Raw genomic sequence first — 23724 nt, 5'->3', positions numbered from 1 at the left:
GGGCCGACCGGCGTGACCCCGCGGTCAAGGGCAAGCGCCTGCTTTCAGCACAGGATGAGCGGCTTGACCGCCTGGCCCGCCAGGATCAGCTCGAAGGCGCGAGGTGCCTCGGCCAGGGGAATTCGATGGCTGATGACGGGGTCCAGGTCTATCCGGTTTCCGTAGACGAGCGGCGCGGCGGCCTCCCACGTTTCCCACAGCCTGCGGCCGTGGATGTTGCGGATGGTGGGGCGACTCTTGCGCCATGCGCCGAAATCGAACTCCATCGACCTGCCAGGGGTCGCGCACCAGCGCACTTCGCCCAGCATGCCCACCATGGCGAAGCAATTGTGCACACCATCGGGGTGACCCGTGTACTCGATCACGACGTCCGCCCCTTCTCCCCGGGTCATGTCTCGTACGGCCGTGGCCGCGGACTCGGCGGCTGGATCGATGGCACGGTCCGCGCCCATGCGCAGCGCGGCCTCTCGCCGCTTTGGATTCGGATCGACCGCAATCACCGTGTGTGCGCCGAAGTAGCGTGCGACCGCGACGTTCATCAGGCCGATGGGGCCGCAGCCGTTTACCGCCACTGCGCGGCCAGAAACTCCGCCACCCTCCAGCGTGGCATGGACGGCGATGCCCAGAGGTTCCAACAGCGCGGCCTTTTCGCGGGATACGTCTGGCGGGTTGACCCATGCAATCGCGGCCGGCACCGTGACGTACTCGGCGAAGGTGCCATCGATGTCGATGCCGGGATAGCGCGTGTGGGGGCAGACATGGGCGCGGCCGGTGCGGCAGGCGCGGCAGGTCCAGCAGGGAATGTGGCTTTCCAGGCTGACCAGGTCACCCACCTTGACGTGGACGACACCGGCGCCGGTCTCGACCACCGTTCCGCACATCTCGTGGCCAAGGACGGTGGGAAATTTCAGCCGCTGGGCGAATGCGCCGGCGCCACCATAGAGCTGCATGTCCGTGCCGCAGACGCCCGCTGCGTGCACCTTGACCAGCATCTCGCCTGCATCCGGCGCGCGTACGTCCCGGTCCAGCACTGCCAGCCCGTTCAGGCCTGGCTGTATCTTATTCAAAGACAGCATTGCTCGCTCCTGCCGTTCATTCCGCCTGCAGGCCGGTGCGCCGGGCAGTCTCTATCCAGCGGGTCGATTCGAACTGGATCAGTTTGCCGAACTCGTCGGGGGTGGACGAGGTGGCGACGAGGCCGAGCGAGTACAGCTTCTTCCGGACGTCGTCCTTCTTCAGGATGTCCGCGGTGTCGGCGGCAATCTGCTTCCTGACGGCGTCGGGCGTGCCGTTGGGTACCATGAAACCGAACCAGAAGTCGACGTAGAAGCCTCGACCTCCGCTTTCGTCCGCCGAGGGCACGCCCGGGGCGATGGGCGAGCGCTCGCGTGCCAGGATGGCCAGCGGACGGACCCGGCCGGCCTCGATGAATGGGCGTGCGGCGCTCAGCGTCGCAAGCATGACCTGGACATCGCCTGCCATCAAGGCGTTGAGCGACATCGCCTCGCCGCGATAGTTGACGTTTTGCGCCTTGAAGTTCATGGACTCCGAGAACTGTTCGAAGGCCAGCATGGAGCCGCTGCCGAAGGCACCGTGGTTGACTTTGTCGGGGTGGGCCCGGGCATACTCGGCCAGTTCCTTCATGTTGTTCACCGGCAGCATCTTGTTGACCGCGAGTACGTAGTCTCCGCGGGCCACCAGCGTGACCGGCGTGAGGTCCTTCACGGGATCGAAGCCCGGGTTCTTGAGGAACAGGTTGATGGTGCCGACCGATACCGAGGCCAGCAGGATGGTATAGCCGTCGGCGGCTGCACGAGCCGCATGGCCGGCACCGATGCTGCCGTAGGCGCCCGGCTTGTTCTCGACCACCACGGGCTTTTTCCACTTCTGGCTCAGTTGTTCGGCCAGGGTGCGCGTGGCGCTGTCGGATGAACCTCCGGGTGCGAACGGCACCACGATGGTCACCGGTTTGTCGGGGTAGCCGGCGGCGTGAGCCGACAGTCCGGCCATGGGCAGCAGTGCAGCGGCCAGGTGGGGAACGAAGTTTTTCATGATGTCTCCTGATATGGGAGCCCGAGGGCACTCCGCGCGGCCAGGCCGCTAGATGATGAACGACAGGCCCACGATCGGCTGTCTGCGATGCAGCAGCACGATCTTCTTGTGCTGGATCTTCCAGCCGTCCGCGGTCCGGCTGCACGTCATCGTGCAATGGGCGGGAAAGAGCCGGGTTTCTCCGAGGCCGTTCTGGCGCCAGTCGCCAGAACGCACTTCAGTCAGCAGCAGGGCGAATGTCGCGGAGGCCAGGTCGCCGTTCTCGGCCACGTCCACGTTGGTGATCATGCGCAAGGTATTGGATGCCGGCGACTGCGCCACGCGGGATTGGCGCATGATCTGCTCGACGCGCATGGCCAGGCGCAGGCGGTCGTCGTAGATGACCGATGAATCCTTCAACGGGTCGGCGTGTTCGTCGATCGGCACCCAATAGGTGGCGTCGTCGGCGTACAGCGCGAGCCAGTCGTCGAGCCGGCCCTCGTCCAGCAGACGCGCTTCTTGATGTATGAGTCGATGGATGGGATGGGACATGGATGCTCCGGGCGGGATTGTTCAGCGGGCTGATGCCATCTTCGAGCGCCAGGCACGCCAGAACGCGCGCTGAGGCGTTTCGTCGCTATAGACGCCGACGTGCTCGCCGCACGGCAGGATCTCCTCCTTGTCCAGCCCGCGGCTGAGTGTGATCCAGTCGAAGCAGTTGGCCTTCAGCGCGTTCTGGTTACCCGCGAACACATCGATATCGTCGGCCGACAGGATGCCCGCCGTACCCACCCTGGTCTGGGCGTCCAGCATGCGATTGGCATTGAGCTGCTCATGCGCGTCCTCGATCATCACCGGATAGGAATAGACCTCGGTTCGATCGTGCGCGATGGGCTGGACCACGCGAATGTTGAAATCGAAGATCACCAGGTTGGGGAAGATCAGGAATTGACGGTTGGTCAGGATCTCGGCGGTCTCATCCTCGCCGTACAAGGTCTTCAACTGGTCGTTGTAGGCCTGCCGCACGCGCGGATCGATCCCGCCCGACTCCAGCGGTGCCCCCGCCTCCAGCGTGCCGTGCCCTTCGGGATAGCCTCGCGTGTGGCCTTGCTGGCGCACCGAAGCCTTGAGTTCCCGGTTCTCGAACGATCCGTCGAATTTGCGTACCGTATTGAACGCCGACTTGTGGACGAAGCCCGGATGGTAGCCGTCGTGGACGTTCTCGGCTTGGAATTTCCAGTTGCCGTTGAAGCCGTACTTGTGCGAAGTGGCCAGGCGGTAGCGGCTGCCTGCGGCGCGCTTGAGCCAGATGTCGATGTGCCGCCGGGCACCGCCCAGGAATGTCTCCAGGTCTTCCACGCCAGGATTGAAGGAGCCGAAGATCAGGCCTCCGTAGGATGCGATGCGGGGAACGGGCCTGAGGTTCTTGTCGGATTTGTCGAAGCCAGTCGGATAGCGCGCTTCGTCCGGAATACCGAGCAGTTCGCCCGACGGACGGAAAGACCAGCCGTGATACGGGCAGACGAAAGACCGGGTATTGCCCTTTTCCTCGCGGCACAGCGTGGCGCCGCGGTGCGCACAGGCATTCAGGAACGCGTGCACGCCACCTTCGCGGCCGCGCGCGACGACGACCGGCCGTGTCCCGATCTGGGTCGACTTGAAATCGCCGGGCTCGGCGATTTCGCTTTCATGGCAAAGGTAGATCCAGGTCCGGTAGAAAATCTTCTCCATTTCTTGCTCGAAGATCTCCGGACCGCGGTACGCCGCGGTGGCGACGCGGAACTCGTTGGGCTGTTCGTCCACCATGCTGGCGAACGGACGGGATTCCAGCCGGACATTCATATTTCTACTCCTACTTCTGGACCGGCGCATCCTATGGGTGGCTCTGTTGCGGACATCAACGATCACGTGCACGAAGGTGCACAATGTGCACCCCTATGGGCGCTTCGAGTCCTTAAAGTCCAGGCTTTGCGGATAAAGCATGAGGTGATCGAGTGACTGCGACGCGAGCTTTCCTTGGGATGTCGCACACCCCGTTGTTCGGATTGAACCCGCTGGCCAGCGATGTCCAGAGGACGCTGGATGCGGCCATCGCCCAGGCCCGCGAACTGGTGCGCGCCTTCGATCCTCAGCTGGTGGTGCTGGCCGGGCCCGATCACTACAACGGCTTCTTCAATGAATTAATGCCGCCGTTCTGCCTGGGCAGCGCTGCGCGCTCGGTGGGCGACTATCTGACGCCGGCCGGCGCACTGAATGTCGACGAATCCACCGTGTTGGCACTGGCGGATCACTTGATGGATGCGGGTTTCGACATCGCGCTGTCTCGTCGCATGCAGGTTGACCACGGTTTCGTGCAGGCGTTGCAGTTCCTGTGGGGCGACCTGGATACACCGCCGGTCGTCCCCTTGTTCCTGAACGCTGTCGCCCAGCCGGGCATTCCACGTCTGCGCCGTTGCTTGCAGCTGGGCCAGGAGCTTGGCCGCTTCCTGGACGCGCTGCCGCGTCGAACCTTGCTGATCGGATCGGGCGGCCTTTCGCACGAGCCGCCGGTTCCGACCCTGGCGCATCCCGATCCCGCGGTGCGCGAACGCATCATCGTCCGGCAGGAGCCCACGTCCGCTGAGCGTGACGCCAAGACCGCGCGCGTGATGGCTGCTGGTATGGCCCTGGCAGGCGGCGCGCCGGACATGAAACCGCTCAACCCGGAGTGGGATGCTCGCTGGATGGACGCACTGGCCGGGGGAGACCTGCAAGCCCTGGCGGCCTGGAATGAAGATGCCATCGCCTGCGAGGCAGGCTTGTCCGCCCATGAATCCAAGACCTGGCTGGTCGCCCGCGCGGCCCTGCCATCCCGGCCGCTGCCCTGTGGGCTGAGGCACTACCAGGCCATCCCGGAACTCATCGCCGGCTACGGCATCCTGTTCATGCAGGACAAATGACCCATCGACCCGAGGAGATCGACATCATGTCCACGCCAACCCCCGTCTTCAGCGAGGCCTCCACCAGCAGGTTCGTCCGCATCGATACTGGCGACCAGAAGCTGCAACTGCACTACAACGACGTCGGCAGCGGCGGCGAGACCGTGGTCATGCTGCATGGGTCGGGGCCGGGCGCCAGCGGCTGGGCCAACTTCAACCGCAATATCGAGCCGCTGGTTGAGGCCGGCTACCGGGTCATCCTGCTGGACTTCCCCGGCTGGAGCAAGAGCGACCCCGTCGTCAGCACCGGCTCGCGCTCGGACCTCAATGCCCAGGCGCTCAAGGGCATGATGGACGCCATTGGCCTGGACAAGGCGCACATCATTGGCAACTCCATGGGAGCGCACAGCGCGGTAGCCTTCGCGTTGAGCAATCCCGCGCGCACCGGCAAGCTGGTACTGATGGGCGGTGGTACCGGCGGTCCCAGCCAATTCGTGCCCATGCCCACCGAGGGACTCAAGTTGATCGGCGCTCTGTATCGCGATCCGACCATCGAGAATCTCAAGCGCATGATGAACGTGTTCGTCTATGATCCCGGCAGCCTGACGGAAGAATTGTTCCAGGCGCGCCTGGACAACATGCTGGCCCGTCGCGAGCATTTGCGGAATTTCGTGAAGAGTTCGGAAGTGAATCCCAAGCAGTACCCGGACCTGGGCCATCGCCTGGGAGAGATCAAGGCCCGGACCCTGGTCATCTGGGGGCGCGATGATCGCTTCGTACCCATGGACGTCGGGCTGCGGCTGCTGTGGGGGCTGCCCGATGCCGAACTGCACGTGTTCAGCCGCTGCGGGCACTGGGCGCAGTGGGAGCACGCTGAAAAGTTCAATAGGATGGTGCGGGAGTTCCTGGACGACTGAGCAGGAAGGGGCGGCGCGGGGCCGCCTCTTTCGTCATTGCAAGCTGACGTTCGCCGATTGCACCGTCGCCTGCCACCGCCGCCCCTCGGTGTTCATGAAGGCCGCCATGTCCTCGGGCGTGTCGGGGCTGGGCGCCACGCCCAGTTCCTGCATGCGCCGCTTGGTGGCCGCTTCGCCCAGGACCGCGTTGATCTGCTCGTTCAAGGTGGCGATCAACCGCATCTGCGACCCCGACCAGCTGGCGAAAGAAGCCGGGACCCTGGCGCGCAGGATCGTGGACAACGCCCCGCTGTCGCCCTGCGGATGAACGCCACGGCCTCGAAAAGCCAGGGCCAGCCCCAGCGGGCGCTCCCGGCCCGGAGCCTCCGGTGGTAACCCGTAACATACGCATTCCCCCGGTTTGTGCGAGCATGATGCCCGGAATACACATGGAGGCCCCGGGTGGATGCGCTGAGCCCTTCTCTCTGGATCGCCGTGGCGGCGGTCATTCTTGCCGTTCCCGGACTCGGCATGGCCTTCGGGTCGCGCGGGCTGCGGCCATTGCGGCGCCTGCTTGGCCTGGCGCTGGTTGCCCTGAGCCTGGTCTCGGGGTTGCTGGCCTTCACGGTCCATCGCTACCTGCAATTGTTCGAAGACCGGCAGGTGGCCACCATCGAGCTCAAGCAGGAAGGCCCGCAGCGCTACCGCGTCACTGTCGCGCTGCCGCCCGGGCCGGCCGGCGCGCCCCAGGGCGAGCGGCAGTTCGTGCTGTCGGGCGACGCGTGGCAGATCGATGCGCGCGTGCTGCGCTGGCGGCTGCCGGCGGCGCTGGCCGGGGTGCCTTCGCTGTACCGCCTGGACCGCATCGGCGGGCGCTATGACGACATCGAGCGCGAACGCAGCGTCCTGCGCACCGTGTACGCGTTGGACGACGACCGGCGCCTGCCAGACCTGTGGGTGCTGAAACGCGAATTCTCGCGCTGGCTGCCCTACGTCGATGCCGAGTACGGCAGCGCCACCTTCATGCCCATGTTCGACGGCGCGCGCTACGAAGTGTTGTTCAACGACCGCGGCGGCCTGCTGGCCAAGCCGGCGGACGAGGCCACGGCGGCACGACTGCGCGGAGGCTGAAGTTTCACGCAGGCAGCGGCAGCTTGCTCGAGAACTTCACTTCCCTTAGCGACAGGCTGGTGCGCACCGTGGCCACGTTGGGCAGCGTGCGCAGCACCTTGTCGATGAAGTCGCGCACCGAGTCCAGGTCCTCGGCCACCACCATCATCACGAAGTCGGCCTCGCCGGTGACGCGGTGGCAGGTCAGCACCTGGTCGTTCGCCGCCACCAGTTGCTCCAGCGCCTCGAAGGCTTGCGCCGTGTGCGGCGAAAAATTCAGGCTGATGAAGGCCAGTTCGCCCAGCCCCAGCTTGCGCCGGTCCAGCATGGCCTGGTAGCCCTGGATATAGCCTTCGGATTCCAGCTTGCGCAGCCGGTGCCAGCAGGGGGTCTCGCTCAGCGCCACGCGCTGGGCCAGCTTGGCGTTGGACAGGCGGCCGTCTTCCTGCAGGTGGCGCATCAGCTGCAGGTCGGTCTGGTCCAGGGATTCGGTTGGAGCATTCTTTTTCATTGATTCATCGTAGAAAAAGAATCTTCTCCTGTAAAGGCAGCCAACGGGGGCATTGCCTGCGTGACGACCGCCTCGGCGGGTTGGGTGGCGTCCTTGCCGATGCGGTTGCGGCCCTGCCGCTTGGCCAGCGCCAGCAGCCGGTCGACGTGGGCGTAGGATGCTTCGAAAGGCACGTCCCCCTCGAAGCTGCCTATGCCGAAGCTGGCCGTGCAGCGCAGGCCGGGCACGATGGACGAGAAATCGTGCTGCGCCAAGGCCGCCTGCAAGCGCGCTGCGGCCTGCTCGGTTTCCCCCAGTGTCGCCCCCGGCAGGACCAGCATGAACTCCTCGCCGCCTATGCGGCCCAGGGCGTCCATCTTGCGCACGTGCTGCGCCAGGACGTCCGCCATGGCCTGCAGCACCGCGTCGCCCACCGGGTGGCCGTAGCGGTCGTTGATCTGCTTGAAGTGGTCGGCGTCCAGGATGACGAGCCCGTAGTGCTCCGTGGCCCTGCGGCTCCTGGCCAGGAAATCGAGCAGGCTGTTCCGGTTGCGCAGGCCGGTCAGCGCATCGCGTTCGGACACCAGGCTGAAATGGGCGATGGTGCGGAATGCCGTCAACAGCACCAGCAGCACCGCCGCGCCGACGCTGAAAAGATAGAAGCTGAGCTGGGTCAGCACCCAGTACATGCCGCCGTCGTAGCCATAGTCCAGGGTCTTGGCGTTCATGGTCAGCAGGACGCGGGGCAGCAGGCTCAGGGTGCCCAGCAGCAGGAAGCCGAACAGCAGCCGCTCCAGCGCCGTCCCCCGCGCAAGATGCCGGATCCGCCACAGCGCGAGCAGGAACAGCAGGGTCACCGCCGTGTACAGCGCGCCGATGCGCAGGCCGGACCAGGCCGGATCGCGGATGCTCCACAGGCGCACGGCCAGCATGGCCGCCAGGATCAGCGCCGACGGCCAGGATGGCAGGCGCTGGCGTTCCAGTTGCGCGATGCCGCCGGCGAACAGGAAGGCCCCGGCGCCGTACAGCACGCCCGTCGCGGCGATGTTGACGGTCAGGTTGGCGGGCCAGAGCGTGATCTGCAGGATCAGCGCCGTCGCATAGCTGGCGAAGGCGCCGATGAAATACAGCAGGTGCGCGGGACGCCCCATGAATCGCCACGCGCCGCCCAGCAGCGCGGCGATCAGCAGCGCCACGAGAGGGTGGGAAAGCGCGAGGAGCGTATCGGTATGGGACATGGGAGGGTCTGTCCCCGCCAGTGTAGCCCTGATGGGGTTTTTGGGGCCTTTTCGGGTGCCCGTGCGCCCGTCTAGGGATTTCTTCCTTGAAAGGACTTCTGGAAGGAAGAATCTTCTTTCAAGAGCGGTGGAATGCCCAAAAAAAGCAAGGCTATTTCCGCCCGGCTGGAAGATACTATCGGACGTATCCGTATCAGCATCACCACACTCAGGAGCGGCTCATGGGGCGGCAAGACGACAACAAATCCAAAGTGGCGATCATCGGCTCGGGCAACATCGGCACCGACCTGATGATCAAGATCATGCGCTATGGCAAGGCCCTGCAAATGGGCGCCATGGTCGGCATCGACCCGAAATCGGACGGCCTGGCCCGCGCCGAGCGCCTGGGCGTGCCCATTACCGCGGGCGGCATCGACGGCCTGCTGGCCATGCCCAACTTCGACGAGATCCGCATCGCCTTCGACGCGACCTCGGCCGGCGCCCACAAGCGCCACAATGAACTGCTGCAGGCCAAGGGCGTGCAGGTCATCGACCTGACTCCCGCCGCCATCGGCCCGTATGTGATCCCCGCGATCAACATCGACGAGCACCTCGACTCGCCCAACATCAACATGGTCACCTGCGGCGGCCAGGCCACGATCCCGATGGTCAACGCCGTGTCGCGCGTGGCCAAGGTGCACTACGGCGAAATCATCGCCTCGATCTCCAGCAAGTCGGCCGGCCCCGGCACGCGCGCCAACATCGACGAGTTCACCGAGACCACCTCCAAAGCCATCGAAGTGATCGGCGGCGCCGCCCGCGGCAAGGCCATCATCATCCTGAACCCGGCCGAGCCCCCGCTCATCATGCGCGACACCGTGTTCACGCTGTCCGAAATGGCCGACACCAAGGCCATCGAGGAAAGCATCGCCGAGATGGTCGCCAAGGTGCAGAGCTACGTGCCGGGCTACCGCCTGAAGCAGCGCGTGCAGTTCGACGAAATCCCCGCCAGCGCGCCGCTGAACGTCCCCGGCCTGGGCAAGCTGTCCGGCCTGAAGACCTCGGTGTTCCTGGAAGTGGAAGGCGCCGCGCACTACCTGCCCGCCTACGCCGGCAACCTGGACATCATGACCTCGGCCGCCCTGGCGTGCGCCGAGCGCTTCGCGCAGACCCACCTGGTCGAAGCCGCCTGAGGACATCACCATGAGCAACAAGAAACTCTACATCTCCGACGTCACGCTGCGCGACGGCAGCCACGCCATCCGCCACCAGTACAGCATCAAGAACGTCCGCGACATCGCCAAGGCGCTGGACGAAGCCAAGGTCGACAGCCTGGAAGTCGCTCACGGCGACGGCCTGTCGGGCTCCAGCTTCAACTACGGCTTCGGCGCGCATACCGACCTCGAATGGATCGAGGCCGTGGCCGACACCCTGAAGCACGCCAAGGTCGCCACCCTGCTGATCCCCGGCGTGGGCACCGTGCACGACCTGCGCAACGCCTATGACGCCGGCGCCCGCGTGGTGCGCGTGGCCACCCACTGCACCGAGGCCGACGTCTCCAAGCAGCACATCGAATACGCCCGCAACCTGGGCATGGACGCCGTCGGCTTCCTGATGATGAGTCACATGAACACGCCCCAGAAGCTGGCCGAGCAGGCCAAGCTGATGGAAAGCTACGGCGCCTCGTGCGTCTACGTCGTCGACTCGGGCGGCGCCCTGAACATGAACGACGTGCGCGACCGCTTCCGCGCGTTCAAGGACGTGCTCAAGCCCGAAACGCAAACCGGCATCCATGCCCACCACAACCTGAGCCTGGGCGTGGCCAACTCCATCGTCGCCGTGGAAGAAGGCTGCGACCGCATCGACGCCAGCCTGGCCGGCATGGGCGCGGGCGCCGGCAACGCGCCGCTGGAAGTGTTCATCGCCGCCGCCGAGCGCATGGGCTGGAACCACGGCTGCGACCTGTACAAGCTCATGGACGCCGCCGACGACATCGTCCGTCCGCTGCAGGACCGCCCCGTCCGCGTCGACCGCGAGACCCTGGCCCTGGGCTACGCCGGCGTGTACTCCAGCTTCCTGCGCCACGCCGAAGCCGCCGCCGCCAAGTACGACCTGAAGACCGTGGACATCCTGGTCGAGCTGGGCCGCCGGAAAATGGTGGGCGGCCAGGAAGACATGATCGTCGACGTGGCGCTGGACCTGAAGAAGTAATCGGCAGGCCGTTGCGACGGCCGCCGCGGTGTTTGAGTAGTAGTTAGCACGTGGCGCCGAAGGGCGCTTTGGTAGCCCGGGATGGTTTTCCATTCCGGGCTTTTTTACGTAGTATCGGCACTATCGATATTTCAGGATTATCGGTGTTGTCGATTTTTTGGCCTGGCCAACTCCGACCGCCGCGACACGGACTTGCGCACACTGTTGCAGGCCCAATTGCTGTTCTGGCTGCTGGCGGCCACGGACGGGCATGCCAAGAATTTCTCCATTCATCTGTTGCCTCAGGCGCATTACCAACTGACGCCGCTCTACGATGTGCTATCGGCATGGCCAGTGATCGGCAAGGGTGCCAATCGGCTCGATTACAAGTTAGCTGCCAGCAAACCGGGTGCGAGAACCCTACTGCCGCGCGATCGCCGCGGCGGCATCGGCCTTCATCTTGTCCAGCGCCGAACTGGAAAGATACCGGCCCTTCAGCACCACGGCGCGGATCCTGTCCAGGTTCGCCACATCCGCTAACGGATTGGCGTCCAGCACCACCAGGTCGGCGTCCTTGCCTTCCTCCACCGAGCCCAGGCTGGACTGGCGCCCCAGGAACTCCGCCGGATCCCGCGTCGCCATCTGCAGGACTTCCAGCGGCGAGAAACCCGCCGCCGCCAGCTCGCGGAACTCCTGGTGCAGGCTGATGCCCGGCACCAGCCAGATGCTCATGTTGCCGCTGAAGTCCGAACCCGCCATGATCTTGACGCCGTTCTGCTTCATGAGCTTGGAAACCCGCTTCTGCAATTCGTAGAACTGCCGCAGCGTGGTGACCGCGCTAGCGGGCAGCTTGTCGAACTGATCGCCCACCTGCTGCCAGATCGCCCGCGTGGATTTGTCGACATAGACCAGGTTGGGGTCATCGCGATACTGCGGATCGTTGCCGTAGACCTGCGTGCGCAGCCGGATCAGCGTCAGCGTCTGCCAGGTGCCGTTCTTCGCGAATACCTTGCTCAGCTCGACGCACCTGGCTTCATCGTAGGTGTCCAGGATGCGCTGGTAATACGGTGCGTTCTGGGCGCCGTCGTAGGCGCGTGGATTGGTGACGAAGGTAGGCGGGAAGGGCGGCTTCAGCGACCCGGCCAGGGCCGCCGCGCGCAGCGTCTGTTCCTCGCTCGAGCAATCCATCAACAGGCCCCAGCCCGCGCCCAGGTGATCGAAGGACGGCGCGCCCGCGTTGCTCGCGTCACGCGCGCTGATGGCGGGATTCAGGTGCGCCTCGCCGCCGTGGAAAATGACCTCCGGCGCCAGCACCCGCCCCGCGGCGCTGTCCTGGTTCAGGACCTTGCCGCGCTCCACATTGGCCGGCGAATCCGACTCCTCGCGGAACCCCGTGATGCCGCTGGCAATCATCAACGGCCAATAGGGCGGATCGCGGTCGGCGCTTTCCACGGCATGCGCGTGCATGTCCAGGTAGCCGGGCACGACGTACTTGCCCGAGACGTCGATGGCCTGCGCCCCGCCCGTGGCGCGCAGCGGCTGCGAGGTGATGCGCCGGATCTTCCCGCCCTCCACGTGGACGTTCATGCCGGCTGCCAGCGCGCCGTCGCGCGTGTTCACCACGGTCGCGTTCTGCAGGACCGTTCCGCCGGCCACATCGATGCCGCCGTCACCGCCGCCGCCACAGGCGGCAAGGATGGGCAGCAAGGCCGAAAGGGCGCCAAGAATGGCATGCTTGCGTCGTGTCATTGCCTGTCTCCGTTTGATGTCGTTATCCGCGTCGGATCTTAGGAGGCCCTGGCACGGCCGAGGAGATGGCGGCTTTGCCGCGACGATACCCGCGAGGTATCGGTGGCGGGCGCACCGCCTGTTGCACCCCGTTGCGGCTTGTTCCAGGATAGTTGGGAATACTGGAGGCGAACCCATCCAACCAACGACAGGAGCACGACATGGCCTCGGATCGCAACGTGGAAAAAGCCAAGGATGTCCTGGAAGACGGCGCCGAAGCCGTCGACAAGGCCGCGCACGCCACCGCCGACACGGTGACCCGCGCCGCCCACCGCGCCAAGGACGCCGCCTCGGACGCCCTGGAGCAGGGCAGCGACGCGCTGGAGGAAGCGCTGCTGTGCGCCAAGGACGTCATCCGCCAGCACCCCATCACGTCGGTGGCGGTGGTGGCGGCGGTGGCGTATCTGTGGGGGCGGATCCGGGGATGACATAGATCAAGGGGCTTTGCGGTCAACCCTCGTATCCTGCTCGTGAATGCCGGATGCGCGCCCCCGCGCGGGGTGCGAGAATACGGCATAACACCACGGCATAGCCCGGCAGGAGACGATTTTGCAGAGCCCCCTGTCCTCCCTCAAATTCAACACCGCGTCCGGCCATATCTGGCTGGACGAAGAGCGCATGCTGCTCTTGCACGCCCGCGCCCTGGGCGCCCTGCGCAAGGAACTGTTCGACTCCCTGGGCGTGGAGCGCACCCGGGGCCTCCTGGTCCGCATGGGCTACGCCTCCGGTATGCGCGACGGCGCCTACGCCGTCAAGCGCCGCCGCGCCGGCATGCAGACCAACGAAGCCTTCCTGCTTGGCCCCAAGCTGCACGCCGTCGAAGGCGTCGTCCAGGTCGAACCCATAGAACTCAGCATCGACCTCGCCAGGAACCACTTCTACGGCGAATTCCTGTGGCGCAACTCCTGGGAATGCGAAGCCGACGTCCAGGAATACGGCCACGGCGAAGACCCGGCGTGCTGGACCCAGATCGGCTATGCGTCCGGCTACTCTAGCGCCTTCATGGGCTCGCCCATCGTCTACAAGGAAATCGAGTGCCGCGCCCAGGGAGATACCCACTGCCGCATCGTCGGCCAGCCCGCCGATGCGTGGCAGGACGAAGCCTACCTCAACTACTTCGCGCCCCATCCCTTCGCCGGCCAGTTGATCGAATACTCCATCGGCCTCGAACACCTGCGTTCCTCGTCTACCCGCAAGCCGGCCAACCAACCCCTGGCCGGTGCGTCCGCCGCCTTCCAGGCGGCATTCGAACTGCTGCGCAGCGCGGCCGGCAGCCCCATCACCGTCCTGCTGCAAGGCGAGACCGGCGTCGGCAAGGAAGTCTTCGCCCGCTGGCTGCATGACAACGGCGAACGGGCCAAGGGGCCCTTCATCGCCGTCAACTGCGGCGCGATTCCCGCCGACCTGATCGAGGCCGAACTGTTCGGCGTGGAGAAGGGCGCCTACACCGGCGCGCATCTGGCCCGCTCCGAACGAGGAAGAGCTCGATCTGGTCATGCGGGGTATCTACGACGGGGTGAAGGTGGGCGACAACGAGCTGGGGCGGGCCTGCTTCGCCAGCGCGTTGCTGCGGATGCGCAGGCGCACCGGTGTGACGGGCTTCTTAATGGCGTGCACGGAGATCCCGCTTGCATTGCGCACGGCGGATGTGCCGGCGGAATGCCGGTTATATGACCCGGGGCGGTTGTCCGCCCGCGAGTTGGCCTGGCGGGCATTGGCATGATGGCTACCGGTCCGGTCCTGTAGTTGAGGCACAATTCCGGCTGGGATTCGTACGATTCAGCCGAGACGTGAACCTTCCAGCCCGCCCTTCGTCACTGCGCCTGAGCGCGCTCGACGCTCATCTGCTGCTCGGCCACGACCGGCCCGGGCTGTCGGGCATTTCCCGTTTCCTGCTGGAATTCCTGTACTTCGGCCTGAAGGAAGCCCGCGCCTGTCTGTTCGTCGGACTCTTCTTCGGCGCGGTGTTCCTGGTGCCGCGTTCCGGCCTGTGGGGCATTCCCCGTTACGACGCCCTGCTGGCCATCGCGCTGGCGATCCAGGCCTGGATGGTCTGGGCCAAGCTCGAAACCCTGGACGAACTTAAGGCGATCACCGTCTTTCACCTGGTCGGCTTTGCGCTGGAGGCGTTCAAGACGTCCAGCGGAATCCAGTCCTGGTCCTATCCGGATTTCGCCTATACCAAGGTCCTGGGCGTACCGCTCTTTGCCGGGTTCATGTATGCCGCGGTGGGAAGCTACGTCATCCAGGCCTGGCGGTTGTTCGAATTGCGCGTGGTGCATCACCCTCCGTACTGGATGGCCTGGCTAGTTGCATTGCTGGTCTACGCCAACTTCTTCACGCATCATTTCATCGGCGACTACCGCTGGTACATCGCGGCATGCGCGCTGGGCCTTTATGCCCGGACGACCGTGATCTTCCGTCCGCTGGACCGGGACCGACGGATGCCGCTGTTGCTGGCTTTCGTACTGATCGGCTTCTTCATCTGGCTGGCCGAGAACATCAGCACGTTCTTTGGCGTCTGGGCCTATCCCAACCAGCTTGGCGCGTGGTCCACGGTGCACCTGGGTAAATGGAGCTCCTGGTCGCTGCTGGTCATCATGACCTTCACGATCGTGGCGAATCTGAAGCACATCAAGGCGCGTGTCCACGTGCCCGATTGAGCCGCACAAGCGCCTGATATGGCAGACTCGCCGTCCCAGCCGCAATGTCGAGGAACCAGTGGAAATTCGCAGATTCAAGTCCGGTGATGAAGCCGCGTTGTTCCGCGTATTCTTCACCTCCATCCACGAGGTCGCCTCCAAGGATTACTCGTCCGAGCAAATCGAGGCATGGGCGCCTTCGGACCTCGACATGGCTGCCTGGGCAGATCGGTTGCGGAAAAACCAGCCCTTTATTGCCGAGATCGATGGCGAAGTCGTGGGCTATGCGGACGTTCAATCAGACGGCCACATCGACCAATTCTATGTGTCCGGCTTGCATCCGCGTCAAGGAATAGGGACGCGGCTGATGGCCCGCATTCATGACGAGGCAAAATCCCTGGGCCTGGTGGCGTTGACATCCAATGTGAGCAAGACCGCCGAGCCCTTTTTCGCTCTGCACGGTTTTCACGTCGTCGAACGTCGTTTTCCGGTCCGCCGAGGGGTGATGCTAGAGAACGCGCTGATGCGCAAAGCGCTGCCTGTTGCAGGCTGAGTCTATAGAAGGTTCGCTATTGTCGGGCGGAGACGCCGCGATCGAAGCCAGTGCAGTCATCCATAGAGCCGGTCCATGAAAGGTCTTGCCATCCTGTTGCTCCTGTTTCGCAGGGCTGCGTTGGCTGCGCGGCAACGGTCGATGCGGTGAATAACTTCCACCCCCTGCCTGCAGAGACGCGCGGAGGTATTAAAGGAGATCGAGCACGTTAGGCGGCATGGCAACGAGTTTGGCAGGCAATACGCCGGATCAGTGAGCCCTTCTTGCCAGCACCTGATCGCGCGGGCCGGCATCGACCACCTTGCCGGCCTCCATCACCACGATGGTGTCGAACCGTTCGAGCAGGCTGGGCCGGTGTACCGAGGCCACGATGCAGGCCGATGGGAACGCTGCGACCATGCGGTCGAACACCCGGCCTTCGGCCTGCGGGTCAAGTGCGCTGGTTGGCTCATCGAGCAACAGCAACGAACTCCCCTGTGCCGCCAGTGCACCACGGGACAGGGCCAGCCGCTGCCGCTGACCACCGGAGAGATTGCCGCCCCGCTCGTTCAGCGGACTGGCCAAGCCCTCGGGCAGGCGTTGCAGTACCTCGTCGAACACCCCTGCATGTACGGCGGACTCCAGCGCCTCCGAGTCGGCAGGTTCGCCGAAGGTCAGGTTCTCTTCCGCAGTGGCTTCGAACACCTCGGCCTCTTGCGGGATCAGCGTGGCCAGCGTGCGTAGTTCGGACCAGTCCACCGCCACGCCATCACGCAGCAATTCGCCCTGCTGTGGTGGATAGAGGCCCGCTAGCATGCGCAGCAGCGTACTCTTGCCACCCCCGCTCGGGCCGATCAGCGCCACCCGCGCTCCGCGCTTCAGTTCCAGATCGATCCCATGCAATCCGCCGCGTGCGTCGTCGGCATAGCGCCACGTGGCATTGCGCAGTTCCAGCGTCCGCCACGGCGCATCGGGCACCACGGCCGGAACAGCGGCGTCGGGATCGCTGGGCGCTTCCCAGATCGGCTCGGCGCTGCCGTAGTCCGTATGCATGCGCGCGAAACTCTGGAAGTTCGAGGCCATCGCGCCCACCACCGTCGCGGCCTGCTGGGCGTACTGGTAGATCATGAAGACCGTGCCCAGCATCACCGCCTGCCCGGGCTGCCGCGATTGCAGCACGTAGACCACCACCAGTATCCAGGTGAGCCCCATGCCGAGGATGTCCACGGTGAACCACTTGCCTTCTGTGACCATGACCGCGCGACGCAGCGGCACCATCACCGCTTCCATGCGGCGACCGAGCACCTTGCGCGAGGCCGATTGCAACCGCAGGCCGATCACCGTGCCGGCATTGCCGACGAAGTCCAGCAGCGCGGCGGCATAGCGGCGCTCCGCGTCGTTCTCGGCGCGGGCAAGCTGCATCAGCGCGCGGTCGAAGCGCATGATGATCAGCGCGATGATGACGTAGCCGGTGATGGCGATGGTGCCGCTGGTGCGCGAGAGCAGGGCCAGGGCGACAAGCGGGCCGACGAAGTTGAAGGCGCTTTGCAGGTAGCCGAACTGGTTTTGCGCGAAGTCGGACAGGGCGCGGCTGGATTGGACGACGCGGTGCTGGAGCTCGCCGGAGTGCCGGCCGTCGCGCCAGGCGAGCGGGGCGGCGGCGATGCGGGCGTAGAGTTGATCGGCCAGGCGTTCGCGGACTCGGACACCGACGTTGCGTTCCAGGATGCGGCCGGGGCCGTGTAGGAGCCAGGAGAGGAGGTAGACGCCGACGAGGTAGGCGATCCAGCGGCCGGCTGTTGGCATGTCGCCTTGTTGCAAGGCGTTGATGGCTTGGGCGGCCAGCCACGGCATGGTCAGGCGGAGCAACTGGGCTGCGGAGAGTAGGCCGGCAGCGCCGAGCATGTGAGGGCGGACGCCGGCTGCGTGGCGCCAGAGGGCGCGGTAGAGGTCTCGGGCAGCGGTGCCTAGGCCGATGGCGGGCAGGTTAGGAGATGAACCGGATTTCGTCACGTTGGAGAAAGCATAGGCTGGCGAGTTTGTAGTCGGATGCCATGATTACCATGTCTGCGAGAGGCTCGCAGCAGATCAATGAGAGCATAGTCGGCTTCGCAGCATGCGGGTCACGCCATGCGCCACGAAGGCCCGGGCCAGGCGTTCCGGCAGTTGGATTCGCCCCCTTGGGTGCTGGTCGCGAAGAGCTGCAATGAATCGAAGCGGATACTGGTTTGCCTGATCGAATTTGGTCCATATACCGGACCAATGATGGTCAATTTTTTCAGTAGCCCGAATAACATTCGTCCCCTGTTCAAGAAAGAATGTTCCATTTTTCGGACTCTGCTCGATCATGCCCAGAATCCCCAGCCTTTCTTCGGCCCGGCTGCCATGACCGGCCGCGCGCTCTACCTGATGTACGCCGAGGACGTCGACCACAGCGAGGCGCTGCGCGCCCCCCTGCGCGACGCGCACATCCGCCGCCGCAGTGAACTGGCCGCCCAGGGCCGCGTGGTCGTGTCGGGTCCCTTGTGGGATTCGGACGCGGGCCAGGGCGACTACTGCGGCAGCCTGCTGGTGGCCGCCTTCGATTCGATGGAAGAGGCCCGGGCCTGGGCCGACGCGGACCCGTACGCGCAGGCCGGCATCTATCGCCGCATGGTCGTGCGCCGCGTCAACACCCACTTCCTGGCCCGGGAGTCCTCGTCATGATCACGCGCCGCGCCTTCGGCCTCGCCTCGCTGGCCACGCTCGGCCTGCCCGCGCTGGCGGCCTTTCCCGACAAGCCGATCCGCATTCTCGTAGGCTTCGCCGCGGGCGGCCCGGCGGACACGTGCGCGCGCCTGGTCGCGCGGTTGCTGAGCGACAGCCTGGGCCAGCAGGTCGTGGTGGAGAACCGTCCCGGCGCCGGCGGCGCGCTGGCGACCCGGGCCGTCAAGAGCGCGCCGGCCGACGGCCATACGCTGCTGCTGTGCGCCTTCGCCGACGTGCTCAATCCCATCATCAATCCGGCCGAGGCCAACTACAACCTGGTGAACGACTTCGCGCCCATCACGCGCATCACGGGCGTGGGCAACGTGCTGGTCGTGCATCCCTCGCTGCCGGTGAAGACGGTGCCCGAGCTGGTGGCGTACGCGCGCTCGCGGCCGGGTCAACTGAATTACGGTTCGGCGGGCATCGGTTCGGCCAGCCACCTGGCGGGCGAGCTGTTCGGTGGGCTGGCGGGAATCAAGGTGACGCACGTGCCCTACAAGGGCACGGCGCAGGCGCAGGTGGACATGCAGACCGGCACGCTGGCCTTCATGTTCGACAGCCTGATCAGCGCGCTGCCCAACATCCAGGCGGGCAAGCTGCGTGCGCTGGCGGTCACCACGGCGGTGCGCTCGCCGGGTGCGCCCGAGGTGCCGACGATGGTGGAGGCGGGGGTGCCGGAGTATGACCTGACGTCGTGGTTCGGCCTGGCCGCGCCCAAGGGCACGCCGGCGCCGGTGGTGGAACGGCTGGCCGGCGCGGTGCGGCAGGCGATCAAGCGCGACGAGGCGGTCGAGGCCCTGCTGCGGCTGGGCGGGCAGCCCGACGACATGGACGGAGCGGCTTTCGATCGCTACCTGCGCAGCGAGGATGCCCGGTGGAAGAAGCTGTTCGCGGCGGGCACGGTGCGCGTCGACAAATAAGAAAAGAAGAGGCCCGCGTTTCGCCGCGGGCCTCGCTCATGCCCGCCGGAGCGGGCATGATGCTCACTCCTGCGGAGCCTTCCCCTCCAGCGCGATCACCCGCGCCTCCAACGCCTGCACCTGCGCTTCCAGCGCGTCCACCTTGGCCCGCGTGCGCGCCAGCAATTCGGTCTGGATGTCGAATTCCTCGCGGGTGATCAGGTCCAGCCTGGTGAAGGTCTGGCCCAGGAATCCCTTGACGTTGCGCTCGATGTCGGCCGCCGGGCTGCGGGCGATCAGGTCGGAGATGTTCTTCTGCAGGTCTTCGAACCAGTCGGTGCGATTGATCATGATGTCTGTCCTTTGAGTCGGCTGCCGGCCTCCAGTTTAGTCCCGCCCGGCCGTGCGCGCGCGCCACGACATGGTGCGGGCCTCGGCCCGCGCACCCCGCCGTGCACCAAGTTGGGTCGCAGCGGGAGCGACAGTGGTGCGTTTCATGGGGAAAGCAAGCTGGCACGGGAAATGCTCAGTAACAACCAACCGGGGTCCGCCTGACCGCGAAACCCCGTGACCACGCCAGTTGCGCCACCCACGCACTGGAGCCTGGCTGACAACCCGCCCTGGAACGACCCATGAAAAAACCTCTGCTTGCGACCGCCCTGGCCTTGTGCGCCACCTCGACCGCCTTCGCCGCCGATCCGGAGCCCGACTTTACCTTCACCGGCAATGCCGGCCTGTTCAGCGACTACCGTTTCCGCGGCTTCAGCCAGACCAACCTGAAGCCTGCCATGCAGGGCGGCTTCGACTTCGCCCACAAGTCGGGCTTCTATCTGGGCAACTGGAACTCCAACGTGGCCAGCGAGCTGTTCAGCGGCGGCAACCTGGAGATGGATTTCTACGGCGGCTACAAGTTCAAGTACGAGGATTTCGCCTTCGACGTGGGCGGCCTCTATTACTACTACCCCGGTTCCAAGCTGAACGGCAGCACGATCGACAACTTCGAGCTGTACGGCGCGGTGGGCTGGGGCCCGTTCACGCTGAAGTACTCGCACGGCATGACCGATTTCTTCGGCGCGCCGAACAGCAAGAACAACTACTACCTGGACCTGGGCGCCGCCTTCGACCTGGGCGACGGCTGGGGCGCGAACGCCCACATCGGCTACCAGAAGCTGAAGAACGACGCGACCGGCCTGGATCACTACGTCGACTACAAGGCGGGCGTGACCAAGGACCTGAACGGCTGGATCCTGGGCCTGTCGCTGGTCACCACCAGCAAGAAGGACTGGGTCATCACCAACAAGGGCAAGAACGCCGGCCGCTTCGGCGCGGTGCTTGGCCTGAGCAAGGCGTTCTGATCACGGGGCGGCCGCCGGGCCGCGCCGGTCAATTTCGATTCATCACCATGTGGGGTTCGTCATGAAACTCATCACTGCAATCATCAAGCCTTTCAAGCTTGACGAGGTACGAGAAGCCCTCTCCGGCATCGGGGTCCAGGGCATCACCGTTACCGAGATCAAGGGCTTCGGCCGCCAGAAGGGCCATACCGAGCTGTATCGCGGCGCCGAGTACGTCGTCGATTTCCTGCCCAAGGTCAAGATCGAGATCGCCCTGGCGGACGATCTGGTGGACCGCGCGATCGAGGCCATCGAGACCTCGGCCCGCACCGGCAAGATCGGCGATGGCAAGATATTCGTATTCCCGCTGGAACAGGTCATCCGGATTCGTACCGGGGAAACCGGCAAGGACGCCCTCTGATAGGACGATTCAAAAATGAAAACAACGCATGCTTCATCGATGAAAGCCCTTGGGGCGGGACTGGCGCTGGCGCTGGCACTGTTCGCCGCGCCCGCGCTGGCGGAGGATGCCGCCCCCACGCTGGTCGGGGCCGATCTGGCCTGGCTCAGCACGTCCACCATCCTGGTGCTGCTGATGGTGGTGCCGGGCCTGGCGCTGTTCTACGGCGGCCTGGTGCGCAGCAAGAACATGTTGTCGGTCCTGATGCAGGTGCTGGTCACGTTCTCGCTGATCGTCGTGCTGTGGTTCATCTACGGCTATTCGCTGGCCTTCACCGAGGGCAATGCCTTCTTCGGCGGGCTTGACCGCCTGTTCCTGAAAGGCCTGTTCGATGCCGACACCGGGACCTTCCCGCTGTCGGGCACCGTGCCGGAACTCAGCTTCGCGGCCTTCCAGGCGACGTTCGCCGGCATCACCTGCGCGCTGATCGTGGGCGCCTTCGCCGAACGCGCGCGTTTCTCGGCCATCCTGCTGTTCATGGTGCTGTGGTTCACCTTCGCCTACATCCCCATCGCGCACATGGTGTGGTTCGGCGGCGAGGTCAAGGGCTTCCTGTTCGAGCGCGGCGCGCTGGACTTCGCGGGCGGCACGGTGGTGCACATCAACGCCGGCGTGGCGGGCCTGATCGGCGCCTACGTGATCGGCAAGCGCATCGGCTTCGGCAAGGAAGCCCTGTCGCCGCACAACCTGCCCATGACGATGATCGGCGCCTCGCTGCTGTGGGTGGGCTGGTTCGGCTTCAACGCGGGTTCGGCGCTGGCGGCCAACAACATCGCCTCGCTGGCCTTCATGAACACGCTGATCGCCACGGCCGCGGCGGTGCTGGCCTGGGTCTTCACGGAATGGGCGGTCCGGGGCCATCCCTCGATGCTGGGCGGCGCGTCCGGCGCCGTGGCGGGCCTGGTGGGCGTGACCCCGGCGGCCGGCGTGGTCGGCCCGGTGGGCGCGCTGGTGATCGGCCTGGCCGCGGGCGTGATCTGCGTCTGGGGCGTGACCGGCCTGAAGCGCATGCTGAAGGTGGACGACTCGCTGGACGTGTTCGGCGTGCACGGCGTGGGCGGCATCGTCGGCGCCCTGCTGACCGGCATCTTCAACGCGAAGGTGCTGGGCGGCCCGGGCGTGGACGGCATGACCATCCTGGGCCAGCTGTGGGTGCAGGTCGAGGCCGTGGTGATCACCATCGTCTGGACCACCATCGTCGCGCTGATCGCCTACAAGATCGCCGACGCGCTGCTGGGACTGCGCGTGACCGAAGAGGAAGAGCGCGAGGGCCTGGACATCACGACGCACGGGGAAAGCGCGTATCACTCGTAGATAAGTTCCCCCCTACGCGCTGATGCGCGCCCCCCAGGGGGCGATGCGGGTGGACCGGCAAAGCCGGATCCACCGCATCCTGGCAACATCGGGTGGGTTCTTGCAGGAGCGGCGTCCAGAATTGGGCGCCGCTTTTTTTTCAGGGGTTGTATACGGGGCTTGGCGTTTTCCCTAGGCCTGGTACAAAGTTCTTGTTCTCGGTCGGAATATCTGTATACAGTCTGTATCCAGCAAAGCGGTGAAGAGCTGTAACGGAGACATGACTACCCCCTGCCGTATTCCGGGCGCCATCGGCGCCTTGCCTGTCCGGACTTCCTGTCCGCGTTCCCCCTCTTCGCTGCGAGGCCTGCATGACTGAGCGGGCTTCCGCGCGCGACCGGGCCGAGGGCAAGGCCAAGTCGGGCGGCGCGCAGACGACCGCGGCCGAACTGGGGCTGCGGGAACTGATCCTGTCGGGCGAGCTGACCCCCGGGGCGCGGCTGTCCGAGCCCAGCGTGGCCGAGCGCCTGGGCATTTCGCGCACGCCCATCCGCGCCGCGATGGCCAGGCTGGAAGACGAAGGCCTGCTGGAAGTGATTCCTTCGGGCGGCTATGCGGTCAAGGCCTTCACCGAATCCGAGATCCGCGATTCCATCGAGGTGCGCGGCACCCTGGAAGGGCTGGCCGCGCGCATGGCCGGCGAACGCGGCGTGTCGGCCGCCGACCTGGATGCGATGCGCGACTGCCTGACCGAGATCGACCGCATCCTGACCGGCCGCGACAAGGGCGTCGCCGACCTGTCCAGCTACATCGAGCTGAATCGCCGCTTCCACCAGATGCTGCACTACCTGCCGGGCAGCTCGGTGCTCGAACGCCAGATCGCGCGCGCGACGAACCTGCCGTTCGCCTCGCCCAACGGTTTCCTGCAGGCCCAGGCGGACGACGAGGAAGCCTGGCTGAGCCTGATCGTGGCGCAGGACCAGCACTGGATGGTGCTGGCCGCCATCGAGAACCGCGAAGGCGCACGCGCCGAAGCCATCATGCGCGAACACGCGCGCATCGCCTTCCGCAACATGCAATCGGTGCTGCGCAACCAGGACATGTTCTCGCAGATCCCAGGAGCCCGACTGATACGCAGACGCATACCGCGATAACGTTTCGCGCTTGCGGATTACC

Annotated in this window: 26 protein-coding genes and 1 pseudogene; 16 read left to right on the top strand and 11 right to left on the bottom strand. The window is 65.4% G+C overall.

What is annotated here, in order from left to right:
• Positions 1 to 44 precede the first annotated feature (44 nt).
• The 4 genes from R4823_RS27015 to R4823_RS27000 are packed head-to-tail and all read right to left on the bottom strand — an operon-like array spanning position 45 to position 3873.
• Positions 45 to 1076, bottom strand: coding sequence for an alcohol dehydrogenase catalytic domain-containing protein (locus R4823_RS27015; protein ID WP_132979451.1), 1032 nt, complete (start codon positions 1074 to 1076; stop codon positions 45 to 47).
• Positions 1077 to 1092: 16 nt separating this feature from the next.
• Positions 1093 to 2052, bottom strand: a complete 960-nt coding sequence (locus R4823_RS27010; RefSeq protein WP_132979452.1) for a tripartite tricarboxylate transporter substrate binding protein — start codon at positions 2050 to 2052, stop codon at positions 1093 to 1095.
• Positions 2053 to 2100: 48 nt separating this feature from the next.
• Positions 2101 to 2583, bottom strand: a complete 483-nt coding sequence (locus R4823_RS27005) for an aromatic-ring-hydroxylating dioxygenase subunit beta (protein WP_087836755.1) — start codon at positions 2581 to 2583, stop codon at positions 2101 to 2103.
• Positions 2584 to 2604: 21 nt separating this feature from the next.
• Positions 2605 to 3873 carry a Rieske 2Fe-2S domain-containing protein gene (locus R4823_RS27000; RefSeq protein WP_165963108.1) on the bottom strand — a complete coding sequence of 423 codons (1269 nt, stop codon included), beginning with the start codon at positions 3871 to 3873 and terminating at the stop codon, positions 2605 to 2607.
• Between the two features lie 152 nt (positions 3874 to 4025).
• Between R4823_RS27000 and R4823_RS26995 the strand changes: the two genes are divergently transcribed.
• Together R4823_RS26995 and R4823_RS26990 are read left to right on the top strand one after the other, a co-directional pair.
• The gene (locus tag R4823_RS26995; RefSeq protein ID WP_254914536.1) at positions 4026 to 4970 is read left to right on the top strand and encodes a 3-carboxyethylcatechol 2,3-dioxygenase; all 945 of its coding nucleotides are present in this window, start codon (positions 4026 to 4028) and stop codon (positions 4968 to 4970) included.
• Positions 4971 to 4996: 26 nt separating this feature from the next.
• Entirely contained in the window at positions 4997 to 5866 is an 870-nt protein-coding gene (locus R4823_RS26990) for an alpha/beta fold hydrolase (RefSeq protein ID WP_087836768.1), read from the top strand.
• A 33-nt stretch (positions 5867 to 5899) separates the two neighbouring features.
• Here the strand turns inward: R4823_RS26990 and R4823_RS26985 are convergent, their stop codons facing one another.
• Positions 5900 to 6088: a hypothetical protein gene (locus tag R4823_RS26985; protein ID WP_338616805.1), complete on the bottom strand. Its 189-nt coding sequence runs from the start codon at positions 6086 to 6088 to the stop codon at positions 5900 to 5902.
• Between the two features lie 219 nt (positions 6089 to 6307).
• On the opposite strand from R4823_RS26985, the gene R4823_RS26980 reads away from it, so the two are divergent.
• Complete coding sequence (locus R4823_RS26980) at positions 6308 to 6976, top strand: hypothetical protein (protein ID WP_165963109.1); 669 nt, start codon at positions 6308 to 6310, stop codon at positions 6974 to 6976.
• Between the two features lie 4 nt (positions 6977 to 6980).
• Here R4823_RS26980 and R4823_RS26975 read toward each other — a convergent pair whose 3' ends face one another.
• Complete coding sequence (locus tag R4823_RS26975) at positions 6981 to 7466, bottom strand: Lrp/AsnC family transcriptional regulator (protein ID WP_087836751.1); 486 nt, start codon at positions 7464 to 7466, stop codon at positions 6981 to 6983.
• Positions 7463 to 8683 (bottom strand): GGDEF domain-containing protein, encoded by a 1221-nt coding sequence (locus R4823_RS26970; protein WP_338616804.1) that lies wholly within the window; start codon positions 8681 to 8683, stop codon positions 7463 to 7465. The genes R4823_RS26975 and R4823_RS26970 overlap by 4 nt, the downstream gene beginning before the upstream one ends.
• A gap of 221 nt (positions 8684 to 8904) precedes the next feature.
• Between R4823_RS26970 and R4823_RS26965 the strand changes: the two genes are divergently transcribed.
• From R4823_RS26965 to R4823_RS26955, 3 genes and pseudogenes are all read left to right on the top strand, one after another.
• Positions 8905 to 9855 (top strand): acetaldehyde dehydrogenase (acetylating), encoded by a 951-nt coding sequence (locus R4823_RS26965; protein ID WP_338616802.1) that lies wholly within the window; start codon positions 8905 to 8907, stop codon positions 9853 to 9855.
• A gap of 10 nt (positions 9856 to 9865) precedes the next feature.
• Positions 9866 to 10873, top strand: coding sequence for a 4-hydroxy-2-oxovalerate aldolase (gene dmpG / locus R4823_RS26960; RefSeq protein WP_087836748.1), 1008 nt, complete (start codon positions 9866 to 9868; stop codon positions 10871 to 10873).
• A gap of 183 nt (positions 10874 to 11056) precedes the next feature.
• Positions 11057 to 11233, top strand: a pseudogene (locus R4823_RS26955) (HipA domain-containing protein); the annotation flags it as partial.
• A gap of 39 nt (positions 11234 to 11272) precedes the next feature.
• Here the strand turns inward: R4823_RS26955 and R4823_RS26950 are convergent.
• On the bottom strand, positions 11273 to 12601 hold the full coding sequence (locus R4823_RS26950; RefSeq protein WP_132979455.1) for an amidohydrolase family protein: 1329 nt from the start codon (positions 12599 to 12601) through the stop codon (positions 11273 to 11275).
• 200 nt (positions 12602 to 12801) lie between these two features.
• Here R4823_RS26950 and R4823_RS26945 point away from each other — a divergent pair, with 200 nt between their 5' ends.
• The 4 genes from R4823_RS26945 (at position 12802) to R4823_RS26930 (ending at position 15835) form a co-directional block, all read left to right on the top strand.
• Entirely contained in the window at positions 12802 to 13068 is a 267-nt protein-coding gene (locus R4823_RS26945) for a hypothetical protein (protein ID WP_087836745.1), read from the top strand.
• Positions 13069 to 13189: 121 nt separating this feature from the next.
• Positions 13190 to 14314: a XylR N-terminal domain-containing protein gene (locus R4823_RS26940; protein WP_338616801.1), complete on the top strand. Its 1125-nt coding sequence runs from the start codon at positions 13190 to 13192 to the stop codon at positions 14312 to 14314.
• A gap of 143 nt (positions 14315 to 14457) precedes the next feature.
• Positions 14458 to 15303, top strand: a complete 846-nt coding sequence (locus R4823_RS26935; RefSeq protein WP_243724494.1) for a DUF817 domain-containing protein — start codon at positions 14458 to 14460, stop codon at positions 15301 to 15303.
• A gap of 58 nt (positions 15304 to 15361) precedes the next feature.
• A complete protein-coding gene (locus R4823_RS26930; RefSeq protein WP_132979464.1) occupies positions 15362 to 15835 on the top strand; it encodes a GNAT family N-acetyltransferase in 474 nt (157 codons plus the stop codon).
• A 249-nt stretch (positions 15836 to 16084) separates the two neighbouring features.
• Here the strand turns inward: R4823_RS26930 and R4823_RS26925 are convergent, their stop codons facing one another.
• Both R4823_RS26925 and R4823_RS26920 read right to left on the bottom strand, forming a co-directional pair.
• Positions 16085 to 17719, bottom strand: coding sequence for an ABC transporter ATP-binding protein (locus R4823_RS26925; RefSeq protein ID WP_338616800.1), 1635 nt, complete (start codon positions 17717 to 17719; stop codon positions 16085 to 16087).
• A 183-nt stretch (positions 17720 to 17902) separates the two neighbouring features.
• The gene (locus R4823_RS26920; RefSeq protein ID WP_338616799.1) at positions 17903 to 18163 is read right to left on the bottom strand and encodes a hypothetical protein; all 261 of its coding nucleotides are present in this window, start codon (positions 18161 to 18163) and stop codon (positions 17903 to 17905) included.
• Positions 18164 to 18199: 36 nt separating this feature from the next.
• On the opposite strand from R4823_RS26920, the gene R4823_RS26915 reads away from it, so the two are divergent.
• Both R4823_RS26915 and R4823_RS26910 read left to right on the top strand, forming a co-directional pair.
• The gene (locus R4823_RS26915) at positions 18200 to 18520 is read left to right on the top strand and encodes a YciI family protein (RefSeq protein WP_338616798.1); all 321 of its coding nucleotides are present in this window, start codon (positions 18200 to 18202) and stop codon (positions 18518 to 18520) included.
• Positions 18517 to 19482, top strand: a complete 966-nt coding sequence (locus R4823_RS26910; protein ID WP_338616797.1) for a tripartite tricarboxylate transporter substrate binding protein — start codon at positions 18517 to 18519, stop codon at positions 19480 to 19482. Before R4823_RS26915 ends, R4823_RS26910 begins: the two co-directional genes overlap by 4 nt.
• 63 nt (positions 19483 to 19545) lie before the next feature.
• On the opposite strand, the gene R4823_RS26905 is transcribed toward R4823_RS26910, so the two are convergent.
• Positions 19546 to 19812 (bottom strand): accessory factor UbiK family protein, encoded by a 267-nt coding sequence (locus R4823_RS26905; RefSeq protein WP_087838133.1) that lies wholly within the window; start codon positions 19810 to 19812, stop codon positions 19546 to 19548.
• Positions 19813 to 20093: 281 nt separating this feature from the next.
• Between R4823_RS26905 and R4823_RS26900 the strand changes: the two genes are divergently transcribed.
• The 4 genes from R4823_RS26900 to R4823_RS26885 all read left to right on the top strand — a co-directional run bounded on the left by R4823_RS26900 (position 20094) and on the right by R4823_RS26885 (position 23702).
• Entirely contained in the window at positions 20094 to 20816 is a 723-nt protein-coding gene (locus R4823_RS26900) for a TorF family putative porin (RefSeq protein WP_087838132.1), read from the top strand.
• 61 nt (positions 20817 to 20877) lie between these two features.
• Positions 20878 to 21216: a P-II family nitrogen regulator gene (glnK, locus tag R4823_RS26895; protein WP_087838131.1), complete on the top strand. Its 339-nt coding sequence runs from the start codon at positions 20878 to 20880 to the stop codon at positions 21214 to 21216.
• 120 nt (positions 21217 to 21336) lie between these two features.
• The gene (gene amt / locus R4823_RS26890) at positions 21337 to 22569 is read left to right on the top strand and encodes an ammonium transporter (RefSeq protein WP_087838159.1); all 1233 of its coding nucleotides are present in this window, start codon (positions 21337 to 21339) and stop codon (positions 22567 to 22569) included.
• 350 nt (positions 22570 to 22919) lie between these two features.
• Complete coding sequence (locus R4823_RS26885) at positions 22920 to 23702, top strand: GntR family transcriptional regulator (protein ID WP_132979486.1); 783 nt, start codon at positions 22920 to 22922, stop codon at positions 23700 to 23702.
• Positions 23703 to 23724 lie beyond the last annotated feature (22 nt).

The sequence above is a fragment of the Pigmentiphaga sp. CHJ604 genome (assembly GCF_036972535.1).
Classification (GTDB): domain Bacteria; phylum Pseudomonadota; class Gammaproteobacteria; order Burkholderiales; family Burkholderiaceae_B; genus Pigmentiphaga; species Pigmentiphaga daeguensis.
This window is presented reverse-complemented; position numbering and strand designations above follow the sequence as displayed.

What these genes read in the sequence shown, in the direction of transcription:
- R4823_RS27015 (WP_132979451.1), bottom strand. Translation starts at nt 1,076, where the DNA reads ATGCTGTCTTTGAATAAGATACAGCCAGGCCTGAACGGGCTGGCAGTG.
- R4823_RS27010 (WP_132979452.1), bottom strand. Translation starts at nt 2,052, where the DNA reads ATGAAAAACTTCGTTCCCCACCTGGCCGCTGCACTGCTGCCCATGGCC.
- R4823_RS27005 (WP_087836755.1), bottom strand. Translation starts at nt 2,583, where the DNA reads ATGTCCCATCCCATCCATCGACTCATACATCAAGAAGCGCGTCTGCTG.
- R4823_RS27000 (WP_165963108.1), bottom strand. Translation starts at nt 3,873, where the DNA reads ATGAATGTCCGGCTGGAATCCCGTCCGTTCGCCAGCATGGTGGACGAA.
- R4823_RS26990 (WP_087836768.1), top strand. Translation starts at nt 4,997, where the DNA reads ATGTCCACGCCAACCCCCGTCTTCAGCGAGGCCTCCACCAGCAGGTTC.
- R4823_RS26985 (WP_338616805.1), bottom strand. Translation starts at nt 6,088, where the DNA reads ATGCGGTTGATCGCCACCTTGAACGAGCAGATCAACGCGGTCCTGGGC.
- R4823_RS26975 (WP_087836751.1), bottom strand. Translation starts at nt 7,466, where the DNA reads ATGAAAAAGAATGCTCCAACCGAATCCCTGGACCAGACCGACCTGCAG.
- R4823_RS26970 (WP_338616804.1), bottom strand. Translation starts at nt 8,683, where the DNA reads ATGTCCCATACCGATACGCTCCTCGCGCTTTCCCACCCTCTCGTGGCG.
- R4823_RS26965 (WP_338616802.1), top strand. Translation starts at nt 8,905, where the DNA reads ATGGGGCGGCAAGACGACAACAAATCCAAAGTGGCGATCATCGGCTCG.
- dmpG (WP_087836748.1), top strand. Translation starts at nt 9,866, where the DNA reads ATGAGCAACAAGAAACTCTACATCTCCGACGTCACGCTGCGCGACGGC.
- R4823_RS26950 (WP_132979455.1), bottom strand. Translation starts at nt 12,601, where the DNA reads ATGACACGACGCAAGCATGCCATTCTTGGCGCCCTTTCGGCCTTGCTG.
- R4823_RS26945 (WP_087836745.1), top strand. Translation starts at nt 12,802, where the DNA reads ATGGCCTCGGATCGCAACGTGGAAAAAGCCAAGGATGTCCTGGAAGAC.
- R4823_RS26925 (WP_338616800.1), bottom strand. Translation starts at nt 17,719, where the DNA reads ATGCTCGGCGCTGCCGGCCTACTCTCCGCAGCCCAGTTGCTCCGCCTG.
- R4823_RS26920 (WP_338616799.1), bottom strand. Translation starts at nt 18,163, where the DNA reads ATGATCGAGCAGAGTCCGAAAAATGGAACATTCTTTCTTGAACAGGGG.
- R4823_RS26915 (WP_338616798.1), top strand. Translation starts at nt 18,200, where the DNA reads ATGACCGGCCGCGCGCTCTACCTGATGTACGCCGAGGACGTCGACCAC.
- R4823_RS26910 (WP_338616797.1), top strand. Translation starts at nt 18,517, where the DNA reads ATGATCACGCGCCGCGCCTTCGGCCTCGCCTCGCTGGCCACGCTCGGC.
- R4823_RS26905 (WP_087838133.1), bottom strand. Translation starts at nt 19,812, where the DNA reads ATGATCAATCGCACCGACTGGTTCGAAGACCTGCAGAAGAACATCTCC.
- R4823_RS26900 (WP_087838132.1), top strand. Translation starts at nt 20,094, where the DNA reads ATGAAAAAACCTCTGCTTGCGACCGCCCTGGCCTTGTGCGCCACCTCG.
- glnK (WP_087838131.1), top strand. Translation starts at nt 20,878, where the DNA reads ATGAAACTCATCACTGCAATCATCAAGCCTTTCAAGCTTGACGAGGTA.
- R4823_RS26885 (WP_132979486.1), top strand. Translation starts at nt 22,920, where the DNA reads ATGACTGAGCGGGCTTCCGCGCGCGACCGGGCCGAGGGCAAGGCCAAG.